Annotated in this window: 10 protein-coding genes and 1 rRNA gene; 4 read left to right on the top strand and 7 right to left on the bottom strand. The window is 68.7% G+C overall.

The features are described from left to right. The first annotated feature begins 124 nt into the window (after positions 1 to 124). Together rrf and BLQ75_RS02720 are read left to right on the top strand one after the other, a co-directional pair. Positions 125 to 242, top strand: a 5S ribosomal RNA gene (gene rrf, locus BLQ75_RS02725). Positions 243 to 469: 227 nt separating this feature from the next. After that, a complete protein-coding gene (locus BLQ75_RS02720; RefSeq protein ID WP_092597091.1) occupies positions 470 to 2,041 on the top strand; it encodes an SLC13 family permease in 1,572 nt (523 codons plus the stop codon). Positions 2,042 to 2,130: 89 nt separating this feature from the next. Here BLQ75_RS02720 and BLQ75_RS02715 read toward each other — a convergent pair whose 3' ends face one another. The 3 genes from BLQ75_RS02715 to BLQ75_RS02705 all read right to left on the bottom strand — a co-directional run bounded on the left by BLQ75_RS02715 (position 2,131) and on the right by BLQ75_RS02705 (position 4,817). After that, the gene (locus BLQ75_RS02715) at positions 2,131 to 2,736 is read right to left on the bottom strand and encodes a class I SAM-dependent methyltransferase (protein ID WP_092597088.1); all 606 of its coding nucleotides are present in this window, start codon (positions 2,734 to 2,736) and stop codon (positions 2,131 to 2,133) included. Between the two features lie 273 nt (positions 2,737 to 3,009). After that, positions 3,010 to 3,840 (bottom strand): ABC transporter permease, encoded by an 831-nt coding sequence (locus tag BLQ75_RS02710; RefSeq protein WP_092597085.1) that lies wholly within the window; start codon positions 3,838 to 3,840, stop codon positions 3,010 to 3,012. Further along, a complete protein-coding gene (locus BLQ75_RS02705) occupies positions 3,837 to 4,817 on the bottom strand; it encodes an ATP-binding cassette domain-containing protein (RefSeq protein ID WP_092597082.1) in 981 nt (326 codons plus the stop codon). Before BLQ75_RS02705 ends, BLQ75_RS02710 begins: the two co-directional genes overlap by 4 nt. 151 nt (positions 4,818 to 4,968) lie before the next feature. On the opposite strand from BLQ75_RS02705, the gene BLQ75_RS02700 reads away from it, so the two are divergent. Continuing rightward, on the top strand, positions 4,969 to 6,000 hold the full coding sequence (locus BLQ75_RS02700) for an endonuclease/exonuclease/phosphatase family protein (RefSeq protein WP_244515191.1): 1,032 nt from the start codon (positions 4,969 to 4,971) through the stop codon (positions 5,998 to 6,000). A 361-nt stretch (positions 6,001 to 6,361) separates the two neighbouring features. Here BLQ75_RS02700 and BLQ75_RS02695 read toward each other — a convergent pair whose 3' ends face one another. Then, positions 6,362 to 6,670 carry an antibiotic biosynthesis monooxygenase family protein gene (locus tag BLQ75_RS02695; RefSeq protein WP_092597076.1) on the bottom strand — a complete coding sequence of 103 codons (309 nt, stop codon included), beginning with the start codon at positions 6,668 to 6,670 and terminating at the stop codon, positions 6,362 to 6,364. Positions 6,671 to 6,820: 150 nt separating this feature from the next. Next, positions 6,821 to 7,288: a MarR family winged helix-turn-helix transcriptional regulator gene (locus BLQ75_RS02690; RefSeq protein ID WP_092597073.1), complete on the bottom strand. Its 468-nt coding sequence runs from the start codon at positions 7,286 to 7,288 to the stop codon at positions 6,821 to 6,823. A gap of 201 nt (positions 7,289 to 7,489) precedes the next feature. Between BLQ75_RS02690 and BLQ75_RS02685 the strand changes: the two genes are divergently transcribed. Then, positions 7,490 to 8,062: a hypothetical protein gene (locus BLQ75_RS02685; protein WP_092597070.1), complete on the top strand. Its 573-nt coding sequence runs from the start codon at positions 7,490 to 7,492 to the stop codon at positions 8,060 to 8,062. 278 nt (positions 8,063 to 8,340) lie between these two features. Here BLQ75_RS02685 and BLQ75_RS02680 read toward each other — a convergent pair whose 3' ends face one another. Together BLQ75_RS02680 and BLQ75_RS02675 are read right to left on the bottom strand one after the other, a co-directional pair. Then, positions 8,341 to 10,284 (bottom strand): YhgE/Pip domain-containing protein, encoded by a 1,944-nt coding sequence (locus tag BLQ75_RS02680; RefSeq protein WP_092597067.1) that lies wholly within the window; start codon positions 10,282 to 10,284, stop codon positions 8,341 to 8,343. Next, complete coding sequence (locus BLQ75_RS02675; protein ID WP_092597064.1) at positions 10,281 to 11,201, bottom strand: ATP-binding cassette domain-containing protein; 921 nt, start codon at positions 11,199 to 11,201, stop codon at positions 10,281 to 10,283. Before BLQ75_RS02675 ends, BLQ75_RS02680 begins: the two co-directional genes overlap by 4 nt. Between the last annotated feature and the right edge of the window lie 32 nt (positions 11,202 to 11,233).

The following is an 11,233-nucleotide window of genomic DNA, read 5'->3' as shown; positions in this document are numbered from 1 at the left end:
CGACGACACCCCCCGCACCCCACAGCAGCACACCCTCGCCACCACTATACGGCTCCCACCCAACCACCACCCCCCATCACCCCAATTGAACACAACCGGCTGGCACACAGCCCCCAACACTTGGGTCGGTGGCCACAGCGGAGGAGACACGCCCGGACCCCATCCCGAACCCGGCAGCTAAGCCCTCCAGCGCCCCAGGTACTGCACCCCCACGGGTGTGGGAGACACGGACACCGCCGACCCAACCCCCCACCGGCCCCACCCCCACCCCGGGGGTGGGGCCGCACTCATACCACCACCCGGGGGGCGCCACCCACGACACCACCCACACAACCGACACGAACCTCGCGCGGTTCCGGGCCACGGACCTCTCTTTTGCCGTGCCCGAATCCCGACTAACGTCGCTTTCACTAACCTCTTTCCGCGCGCCGCGCGGTGCGGGCCGTTTTCGCGTGAATTGGCGGGGTTGATGGATCAGGACGGTCGGGAGGGTGGCCCCACGGCCACCCCGGAGGTGGGAGAGACCACCGAACCGACGAGGGTTTCGCGGCGTGCCTGGATCGGACGCTTCCTGGGACCGCTGCTGGCGGTCGCTGTCTACTTCGCACTTCCCGGTGGGGAGAACGGAGTCACCGACCCCGCGCGTGCCGTCGCCTCGGTCGGGCTGTTGATGGCGGTCTGGTGGGTCACCGAGGCACTGCCACTGGCGGCGACCGCGCTGCTGCCGATCGCGTTGTTCCCGCTCCTGGGGGTGGGAGACGTCGAAGCGGCGACCACCCCCTACGCCAACGACATCGTCTTCCTGTTCATGGGCGGTTTCATGCTGGCGCTGGGAATGCAGCGCTGGGGCCTGCACCGCAGGATCGCGCTGCGGACCGTGCTGGCGGTCGGTACCCGACCGGTGCGGGTGGTCGGCGGTTTCATGCTCGCCACCGCTTTTCTGTCGATGTGGGTCAGCAACACGGCGACCACCGTCGTCATGCTCCCGATCGGTATGTCCGTGCTGACTCTGGTGTTCGAGCAGCTGCGCGGTGACTCCACCGGCGAGACCGTGCGGCGCGCGATGAACGAGCCCGGGGATGGCGGAGAGGGGAGGTTCGCCACCTGCCTGATGCTGGCGATCGCCTACGCGGCCAGTATCGGTTCGTTGGCGACACTGATCGGTACTCCGCCCAACCTGTTCATGGCGGGTTTCCTGTCCGAGACCTACGATATCCGGATCGGGTTCGGGCAGTGGATGGTCTTCGGTCTGCCGTTGGCCGCGGTGCTGCTGTTCGTTGCCTGGTCGCTGCTGACCAGAGTGGTCTATCCGACCACCATCACCGACATTCCGGGCGGCCGCGAGCTCTTCCGGAACGAGCTCGCGAAGCTCGGGCCGATGAACCGGGGCGAGCGGGTCGTGCTCGTGGTGTTCGTCCTGACCGCCCTGCTGTGGATTTTGCGCGAGCCGTTGACGAGCCTGTTGCCCGGACTGGGGCTTTCCGATGCGGGGATCGCGATCTTCGCCTCACTGGTGCTGTTCGCCGTTCCGGTGGACGCGCGACGGGGAGTGTTCACACTGGACTGGAGCTCGGCGCTGAAGCTGCCGTGGGGGGTGCTGCTGCTGTTCGGGGGTGGGCTCTCACTGGCTGACGCTGTCGGTTCCAGCGGGCTCGACGCTTTCATCGGCAACCGGGTCGGCGCGCTCGGCTGGATCCCCACGATCCTGTTGGTTCTGGTCACCGTGGCCGCAGTGATCTTTTTGACCGAGATGACCAGCAACACCGCGACAGCGGCGACCTTCCTGCCGATCCTGGCAGGGGTGGCGCTCGGACTCGATATGGATCCGCTGCTGCTCGTGGTGCCCGCGACGGTGGCGGCGAGCTGTGCGTTCATGCTCCCGGTGGCGACCCCGCCGAACGCCATCGTGTTCGGGTCCGGTTACGTGACCATCCCGCGGATGGTCAAGGCGGGCTGGTGGTTGAACCTCACCGCGACAGTGCTGATCCCGATCGCGTTGTACGGGCTCGGCAACTGGGCGTTGGGAATCGCCCTGGGCTGACCCCTGCTCACGGGGTCGGGCGGATTCCGCGAACAGGCCCTCACGCGGCGATCTCGCGGGGAATCGTCGCCCGTTCGGACCGAGCGCGGTCATCGCAGGCGGCGTGCCCGCAGCACGGTGTCGTGGGTGTGCGCTGTGCCTTCGGGCGGAGGAACGGTTCGTGGTCGGGTTTCGTTGACCTGCACGATCCAGTCGGCGCCGAGCAGTTCGGCGATGTCGGCGGGTTGGTAGTAGTCCCCCGGATCGAAGCCGTGCTCGTGATCCGGGGGCAGCTCGGACATGTCGTGGCTGCCGCAGAGCAGCGTGCCGCCGGGTGCCACGGCGGCCAGCAGCCCACGCAGCGCTTCGTGGTCGGGTTGCCGTTCCAGCGGGAAGTACTGCACCGACACCAGGTCGAACGCCCCCACCGGGGGCGGAGTGCCGGTCGGGTCGTCGTGCTGCCAGGAGATGCGGTCGGCGAGGTCCGGGTCCGTGGCATCGGCGGCGCGTCGCAGTGCGGTGCGCGAGATGTCGATGGCGGTGACCCGCCAGCCGCGTCGGGCCAACCAGCGCGCGTCGGCGCCCTCACCACATCCCACTTCGAGTGCCTGGCCGGGGGACAGTTCGGCCGCCTCGGTGGCGAGCACTCCGTTCACGTTGCCACTGAAGAGCTGTTCGGTGCCGCTGTACTTGTCTTCCCAGAACTGTTCGCCCATCGTCCTTGCCCTCGGTCGTGGCGTTCGGTGCTCGGTGACCGCACCGCCGGTGGCCCTCTTTAGGGGCGGCAGCGTCCGGTCATGGTGGTAACCGCCGCGTATCCGCGTTCCGGAGTCTTCGCGGCTCCGGGGTCACCTCCGACACCAAGTTGCCCTCACCGACGGCACGAGGACAAAATTATTTGCCGGTAGCGCAAAGAACGGAGAAGTCGTCCCGACTGCCGTTCGGCCGCTTCGCGCGAACTCACCGCAGGCAGCGGGACGCCCCTACCGTCAAACCCTGCGGCGGTAGGCCCCCAGCGCGAGCGGGAAGAACACCACCACCAGCGTGACCATCCAGACCAGCGTCGCCGACAGCGGCCCGGCCACCGGTCCGCCGATCATCAGTCCCCTGGCGGTGTCGGCCAGCTTGCTCACCGGGTTCACGCTCACCCAGGCCTGCAGCCATCCCGGCATGGTCTCGGTCGGTGCGAACACGTTGCTGCCCATGGTCAGTGGGAACATGAACGACATCGCCACGCCGGGCAGTGCCTGCTGGCTTTTGACCAGCATCCCCAGCATCACCGAGATCCAGCACACGCACAGCGCGAATCCGATCACCAGCACGATCGCCGCCGCCGCTGAGACCACATTGGTCTCGATGCGGAAGCCCATCAGCGTGGCCACGACCAGCAGCACCGCGATGGAGACCACGTAGCGGACCACGTCCCCCAGCACCGCCCCGATCAACGGTGCCGATCGCGCCACCGGCAGGCTCCGGAACCGGTCGAACACCCCCTTGGTGATGTCGTTGTTGAGCTGCATGCCGGTGCCGAGGCTGCCGAAGACCATGTTCATGGCCATGACACCCGGCAGGGTTCGTTGCAGGTACTCCCCGGTGTCGCCCGCGATGGCCCCACCCAGCAGGTAGACGAACATCGCCAGGAACAGGATGGGCTGGAGGGTGACGTCCAGCAGCCCTTCCGGTGACTTGCGGATCTTGAGGACGCTGCGCCCGGCCAGCGTCAGGCCGTGCTGGAGCGTGCGCAGCGGCCCGATACGCCGCGTCGCGCCTGGTGACCGCTGATCGGCCTGCTCGGGCCGCTCGACCGTCGTCGTGCTCATGCCGTACTCTCCTCTCCGCTCTCCGGCGTCGAGTCCTCGCCACCGGCCGGTTTCCCGGTGATGGAAAGGAACGCCTCGTCGAGGCTGGGCAGTCGCAGCGACAGCTCGTCCGCGACGATCCCGGCCTCGTCCAGCCTGCGCACCAGTGCCGACATCAGCACCGGATCTTCGGCGGGTGTGGTGAGCAGTCCCGTCTCGTGGTTCGCGGTGGGGGACCGTTCGGTGAGTTCCCGCAGGATGGTCTCGGTGGCGGTGACGTCGTCCGGGTCGCTCAGCCGTACCTGCAGGGTCTGGCTCCCGCTGTGGCGTTTCAGCTCGTCCGCACGCCCCTCCGCCACGACCCTGCCGTGGTCGATCACGCTGATGCGGTCGGCCAGCTGGTCGGCTTCCTCCAGGTATTGGGTGGTCAGCAGTACCGTCACGCCCTCGGAGGTCAGCGCGCCGACCATGTCCCAGACCTGGTTGCGGCTGCGCGGGTCCAGGCCGGTCGTCGGCTCGTCCAGGTACAGCACCTCCGGACGGCCGACCAGGCTCGCCGCCAGGTCCAGCCGCCTGCGCATCCCACCCGAGTAGGTCTTGATCGCCCGGTTGCCCGCGTCGGTGAGTCCGAAGCGCTCCAGCAGTTCCTTCGCCCGTGCTTTGGCGCTCGAACGTGACATCTCCAGTAAACGACCGATCAGCACCAGGTTCTCGGTGCCGGTGAGTTCCTCGTCCACCGAGGCGTACTGACCGGTCAGTCCGATCTTGCCGCGTACTCCGACCGGATCCCGCAGCACGTCGTGCCCGGCCACAGTGGCGTTACCGGCGTCCGGCTTGAGCAGGGTGGCGAGGATTCGGACGCTGGTCGTCTTTCCCGCGCCGTTGGGTCCCAGTACCCCCAGGATCGAACCGGCCGGTGCGGCCAGGTCCACCCCGTCCAGCGCCTTGGTCGTTCCGAATCGTTTGACCAGGCCCTCGGCCTGGACCGCAAGTGTCATGCGACCTCCTTTTCCCGACACCCCAGCATGAACCGAAGCTCTGACAGAAGGCGCACAATCGGCTCACATCCTCGGTGAGGTGAGACACAGGTCCAGTCACTGTCGGGGGTTTTCCGGTAGGTGTGGCGGTATGGGGCGTGAGGCGGCGGACATGAGCACTGGTGATCCCGTCGGGGACGAAACGGTGACGGAAGAGGGTGGCCCCGGCCGCGCTCGCCGCCGCGCTCCCGGTGGCCCTGTCGTAACTCTGCTGTTGTTGCTGCTCGTCGCGTTCGTCGGCGGGGTGGCGCTGGGGAAGTTCGCCGGGCTGGAGCGGGGGCAGATCTCCTCCGCGCTGATCGCGTTGACTCCCTACGTCACGGCGGGCGGTGGGGTGCTGCTGCTCCTGGCGCTGTCGTTGCGACGGTGGTTGACCGCCCTGGTGGTGGCGATGGTCACCGCCGTGCTCGCCGTCAGCGTGGCGCCCCGTGTGATCGCCGACGATTCCACTGACGTCCAGGGGCGCTCCCTGAACGTGCTGAGCGCGAACGTGTACTTCGGCGAGGCCGACGCGAGTCAACTGGTTCGGCTGGTGCGCGAGAACGACGTGGACGTGCTGAGCATGCCGGAGTTGAACTCCGGGATGGTGGACGAGCTGCGCGGGGCCGGCTTGTTCGAGACGCTGCCGTACCGCGTGCTCACTCCGGAGACCGACGGTGACGGTTCGGGGATCGTCTCGCGTTACCCGTTGCGTGAGCTCTCACTCGCTTCGGGAACCACCATGCGGCAGCCTTCCGCACTGATCGACCTGCCCGGCGAGCGGGACGTGCAGTACGTCGCGGCACATCCGGTGGTGCCGGTCGGCGGAGACACCACGACCCGGTGGAAGCACGAGATAACCTCACTGCCCGCGCCGACCACCGGTCGGGAGGAGCCCGCGCGAATACTGGCGGGGGACTTCAACGCGACGCTGGACCACACACCGCTGCGAAAGCTGTTGGGGCGCGGCTACTCGGACGCCGCCGAGCTGACCGGTGAGGGCCTCGCCCCGACCTGGCCGGAGCTGGGGCGCCCCTGGGCGCCACCGGTCACGCTCGATCACGTGTTGGTCAGCGGTGACACCGCCGTGCGCGACTACCGCACCTTCGAGGTGAGCGGGACCGATCATCGGGCCGTGTTCGCCCACCTCACGGTCCCGTCCTGAGTGGGGCCGCTCGGCAGGATGGCCGGGTAGCCGGTGCGTGAGGCGGCGCCTTGCCGCGTTGGGCCGGCTCTTGAGTAGCGACCTACGCGGCGAGCGGCCCTGCCTCGCAATGCATCCGCCTCACGCACCGGGGTTCCATGCGCTGCGACTCGCATGATCCTTTCCCGACGGGCGGTTCCGGTGGCGAGGGTGGTGGTTCGGCGCTCGCGCGCCGAAGAGGTCCGTGAGCTGCGGCGCCGGGGCGGTTGGTGAGTAGCGACCTACGCGGCGAGCGGCCAGGTCTCGGCGATGCGTCCGACTCACCGCTCGAGGGCTCCCCGCCGCTCAGCCGGCACGATCGCCGAAGGGTGCTTCGGCACGCTCACCGCTCGGGGTGGGATTCGGTGACCAGCTCGAACTCCAGCAGGGTCGCGCCGGTGGAGACGGGATCCTGGCTCTCGGCCTCGTGCGCCTCCTTGGCCGGCCCCTCCGCCCAGGCGCGGAACGCCTCCTCGGACTCCCACTTGGTGTAGACGAAGTAGCGGTTGTCGCCCTTGACCGGGCGCAGCAGCTCGAAACCGAGGAAACCCGGAGTCCCGTCCACCGCGCCGTGGCGCTGCGCGAACCGGCGCTCCAGTTCCTCGCCCTTGCCCTCGGGGACCTCGATAGCGTTGATCTTCACGACTGCCATACCCCAACCATACGACTCGTAACTGGGCCTTTCGGAGTAGCGAAACCGAGCTGAGTGGCGGTGGAATCGCGAGAGGTAAGCGCGCGGCGGCCTTCACCCCTACGGTTCGTGGTTGGTCGGGCCGAGGGGCGCCGTTCGGGGGATCGGCCCTCAGTGGCGGTTCGTCGAGTGGTCGGTGCCGTCCTCCTCGTCAGTGACGTTGTCCCGCAGTCGGGCGAGCAGTTCGCTGAGCCGTTCGATCTCCTCGGGGGGTAGTCCGCGGCGGAGGCGCTGGTCGAACGCGACCGCGGCCTCGCGCATGGTGTGGAAGGAGCGCTCGCCGCGCTCGGTCAGCTCGACCAGGTGAACCCGTCGGTTGTTGGGGTCACGGCGTCGGGTGAGCAATCCGTCGGACTCCATGGCGTCGAGGTGGTGCGTCAGGGTCGCGCCTCGGATCCCTACGGCGGTCGCGAGTTCGCGTTGGTTGGCGGTCGGCCGGTTCTTCAGCGCCATCAGGATCTGCCAGGCCGGGCGGGAACCACCCACGGTGCTCAGGGCCTCGTCGAAGGCGCGGCTGACGGTCCGGGCGGTCTCGGCCAGCTGCAGACCGAGCGGAGGACCGGAAGGTGGTACGGGCATGGGCACATCGTATCCCGTTCTTAGCCCTAGAATCATTTGGCTCCTAATGGTTAGGTGCCTATCTTTGGTCGTGTAGAACTTCCACCGGCGGACGACCGGGTCCGGTCGCCGGACAGCGTTACCCAGTCGACGCGGGCGGTACGGCACCGATGGGATCGGACACGGAGCCCGGTGGCCGGAAACCTCCGCGAGGAGGGCGTCATGACTACGCTCGCTCGTACCCGCACCTTCCTGACCAGTGCCGCGGCTCGACGCCGACGCCTCGGACCGCGTGCCAGGAAAGCGGTCCTGGCGCTGCACGTCGTCTCGGCCGGTGCCTGGATCGGCATCGACGTGGTGCTGGCGGTGCTGGTCTTCACCGCGCTGCTCACCCAGGACGTCCGCACCGCCGCCGTGTCCTACCAGGCCCTCGGGCTCTTCGCGATCTGGCCGCTGCTCGCGGCGGGACTGGCGTGCCTGGCAACCGGCCTCGTGCTGGGACTGGGCACCAAGTACGGGCTCGTGCGGTACTGGTGGGTCGCGGTCAAGCTGGTCATCAACGTCGTGTTCGTCCTGCTGGTTCCGTTGGGACTGGTCCCGACGGTGAACGCCGCCGTGGAGTACGGACGCGAGATCGCCGCCTCGGAGCGGTTCACCTTCGAGGTCGATGAACTGATCTTCCCGCCCGTCGTCTCCCCGATCGGACTGTTGATCGCGGTGTTCCTGGCCGTGTACAAACCCTGGGGCCGTGTCCGCAAGCGCCGCCGCGACCAGCCTCGGCGCGCCCAGCGTTGAACGCACGTCCGGCCCCATCACCTGCGGCGGCGCCGACTGCGGAGTGGCCGTAAGCGACATCCACCTCGCGAACACCCCCGCGAAATTTACGATTACCCACCGTCCGTCGAAACGCGATCGTGAGTGACGCAGCGCATGGAACCCCGGTGCGTGAGGCGGATGCATTGCGAGGCAGGGCCGCTCGCCGCGTAGGTCGCTACTCAAGAGCCGGCCCAACGCGGCAAGGCGCCGCCTCACGTGCCGGCTAACCGACCAGGCACGCGAGTTGATCGCGAACTCTAAAGCTCCACGGCTGGATGCAGTCGTGAGACGCTCCAGACCCGCTGCCGCCACACCACCAGCGTGGTCAGCAGCAGCGGTATCACCAGGAACCCTCCCAGCACGATGAGATCGCGCACCAGGTGTTCGTTCAGTCCTCCCGAGATCGTCACGCGTAGCCCGTCGACCAGGTAGGTCATCGGCAGGTAGGGGTGTATCGCCTGGAACGGTGCCGGGGTGGTCTCCATCGGGTAGAGCCCGCCGGAGGCGGTCAGCTGCACTATCAACAGCACCAGCGACAGGCCGTCGCCGATCGCGCCGAGCGCGGTGCGCAGCAGGTGGTCGATCGCCACGAAAGCGGCGGCGGCCAGTGCCAGCAGCCCCACCGTGGGCCACAGCCGCACCGGATCCAGGCCGAGTCCGAAGCCGACCACGGCCAGCAGCACACCGGCGCCGAGCACCCCCAGCACGGCAGCGGGCAGCCAGCCCGCCAGCGCCACCGTCGCGGCTCGGTTTTGCCCAGCCAGCGCGCGCGGGTTGACGGGTTTGAGCAGCAGGTAGGCGAACAGCCCGAACACCCACAGCGCGATGGCGAAGAAGAACGGCGCGAGACCGCGACCGTAGACGTGAGCGGGGTTGAGATTGTGCTCGGTGATCCTGGTGGGGGAACCGAGCACTTCGGCCGCCTGGGCCACTTGTCGAGGGTTGGTGGGTGGCACGCGCGACAGGCTGTCGTCCACCAGCTTCGACAGCTTCCGGGCGCCTTCGTTGAGCTGCCGCGCCCCGGTGTGCAACGTTCCGCTGCTGGAGGCGAGGTTGCTCAGGCTGCCGCGCAGCGCCTCCGTGCCACTGGCCAGCTGGGTGGTGCCCGAGGCCACTCGGTCGGCGGGCTCGGTCACAGCGAGGGTTCGTTGGCGCAGCGTTTCGAGGTTGTTCCGGAGCGCCACCGCCTCGGAGTTGGCCTCGCGGGCCACGCTCAGCACCTCGTTGGCGCGCTGGTCCGCGTTCTCGGTGGTGCCCGCCAGCTGTCGCGCGTCGCGCAGCGCTCGTCGGTAGACCGGGTCCTCGGACATCGTCGGGTACTTGTCGCCCAGTTCCCTGAGCCCGGCCACACCGCGGTCGGCGCGGTCGGAGATGAAGGCGGTGGCCGTGGCCAGCGTGCTCAGTCCCCGCACCACGGAGCCGCTGGCCTCGGCGGCGCCGTTCACGGCGGTGGGCAGCTGTTCGGCGGTCAGATTGGTCAGCGCGGTGAGTCGCCGGTCGAGCTGGTCCGCCGCGTCGGAGATCTCGCTCACGCCCCGCGAGATCTGCCCGGTGGAGGATGCGGCGTCCGAGAGCCCGTCGCGCAGCCCCTCAGTACCCCGCTCGCTGAGTTCGGTGCCGTCGACGAGCTGTCCGGCGGCCTGCGAGGCCAGGCGCAGTTTCTCCCGCACCTTGTCCACCTCGTCGTAGAGCGCCCGGGCGTAGGCGCTGTGAGCGGCGGCGTTGACCTGGTTCTGCAGTTGGACTTCGACGGTGTCGGCCATGATGCCAGCGATGTAGCCGTTCGCGTCGTTCTTGGTGATGCGCAGCGAGGCCCGCTGCGGGAGTCGGCGGGTGGCCGTGGCGAGCTTGGCGCTGAAATCACTCGGAACGGTGATCGTGAAGTAGTAGTCCCCCTCACGCAGCCCCCGGCGGGCTTCGCGGGAGCCCACGAAGTGCCAGTCGAACAGGTCCCGCGCCCGCAGTTGTTCGGTGAACTGTTCGCCCGCGTCGATGAACTGCCCCGAGGCGCGTACCGGGCGGTCGTTGTTGACCACGGCCACCGGAACGCGGTCGAGCCTGCCGTAGGGGTCCCAGTTCGACCAGAGGTACAGCGAGCCGTACAGCAGGGGGACGAGCACCAGGGCCACCAGCACCAGTGGGCGCAGTTTTCCGCCCCGGAACCGGCGCAGCTCCAGCAGCGCGAGTTTGACGGTCCTCATCGCGGATCTCCGTTTTCCCCGGAGTCCGAATCGGCCGGTTCCGGCCCCCGACCTCGGGTGTTCGTTCCGGGGGGTTCCGGGCCCGGTCGGCCGGGCGGTTCGAACAGCGGGAGCTGATCGGGGTCGTGGCCGGTCCGTTCGGTGTCGGAGGCTTGCGGTTCGGTGGTCCCGTCCGGGCGGGGCGGCACCGCCGTCGCGGTGCCGAGCTCCACCGTGTCCGGTTCGTGTCCGGGCAACAGCGCCGTTTCCGGTGTGGTTCCCGGGTCACCGTGGGGTGCCGCTCCGTTCGGGCCGGGCAGCCTGATCACAGGACCGGCCTCGAAACGGGGTGGGTCGGTGTTGCTGACCAGTACCGTGGTTCCGGTCCGGACGACCGCCTCCAGCGCCGCCCACACCCGGGTTCGGGCGGACGCGGGCAGGCCGAGCTCCACATCGTCGACGAGCAGTCCGGCGGGGAGCTCCGCCATGCCGAGCGCCACGGCCAGTAGCAGCTGTTCGCCCGGGTGCAGCGAGTCGATCACGGCTTCCGGCTCGGGGTCTATGCCCACCAGGTCGAAGGCATCCGAGATCTCGTCGTTGGTGACCTTGGTGGTGACGCGCCGCTCCCGCACCGCCTCCTTCACGCGCCAGCGCCCCTCCAGCTCGAATCCGGGGCGCAGCCTGGCGGGCGCGATCAGGGTTCGTGCGCGTTTCGCGCCCTTCGGCAGCGGTTGTCCGTCCACCTCGATCGTGCCGGTTATCGGGCGGAGCCTGCCGGACAGCGTGAGCAGCAGCGAGGTTCTGCCGGTTCCGGACGGGCCGGTCACAGTGGCCAGTTCTCCGGGGAGTATGTCGGCGTCGACATTGCTGAAGACCGGCCCCAGCGGTCCGCGCACGCTGATTCCGCGTGCGGTGATGGCCACCCCTTCGGAGCTCATCGACCCCCCTGGTGAACGGATCGGCTGCTGAT

Source organism: Actinopolyspora xinjiangensis (assembly GCF_900104475.1).
GTDB classification, from domain to species: Bacteria; Actinomycetota; Actinomycetes; order Mycobacteriales; family Pseudonocardiaceae; genus Actinopolyspora; species Actinopolyspora xinjiangensis.
Note: the sequence above shows the minus strand (reverse complement) of the source record. Positions and strands in the feature narration are given on the sequence as shown.

Coding starts and splice junctions, on each gene's coding strand:
- BLQ75_RS02685 (WP_092597070.1), top strand. CDS start 7,490: ATGACTACGCTCGCTCGTACCCGCACCTTCCTGACCAGTGCCGCGGCT.
- BLQ75_RS02710 (WP_092597085.1), bottom strand. CDS start 3,840: ATGAGCACGACGACGGTCGAGCGGCCCGAGCAGGCCGATCAGCGGTCA.
- BLQ75_RS02705 (WP_092597082.1), bottom strand. CDS start 4,817: ATGACACTTGCGGTCCAGGCCGAGGGCCTGGTCAAACGATTCGGAACG.
- BLQ75_RS02695 (WP_092597076.1), bottom strand. CDS start 6,670: ATGGCAGTCGTGAAGATCAACGCTATCGAGGTCCCCGAGGGCAAGGGC.
- BLQ75_RS02700 (WP_244515191.1), top strand. CDS start 4,969: ATGAGCACTGGTGATCCCGTCGGGGACGAAACGGTGACGGAAGAGGGT.
- BLQ75_RS02720 (WP_092597091.1), top strand. CDS start 470: ATGGATCAGGACGGTCGGGAGGGTGGCCCCACGGCCACCCCGGAGGTG.
- BLQ75_RS02690 (WP_092597073.1), bottom strand. CDS start 7,288: ATGCCCGTACCACCTTCCGGTCCTCCGCTCGGTCTGCAGCTGGCCGAG.
- BLQ75_RS02715 (WP_092597088.1), bottom strand. CDS start 2,736: ATGGGCGAACAGTTCTGGGAAGACAAGTACAGCGGCACCGAACAGCTC.
- BLQ75_RS02680 (WP_092597067.1), bottom strand. CDS start 10,284: ATGAGGACCGTCAAACTCGCGCTGCTGGAGCTGCGCCGGTTCCGGGGC.
- BLQ75_RS02675 (WP_092597064.1), bottom strand. CDS start 11,201: ATGAGCTCCGAAGGGGTGGCCATCACCGCACGCGGAATCAGCGTGCGC.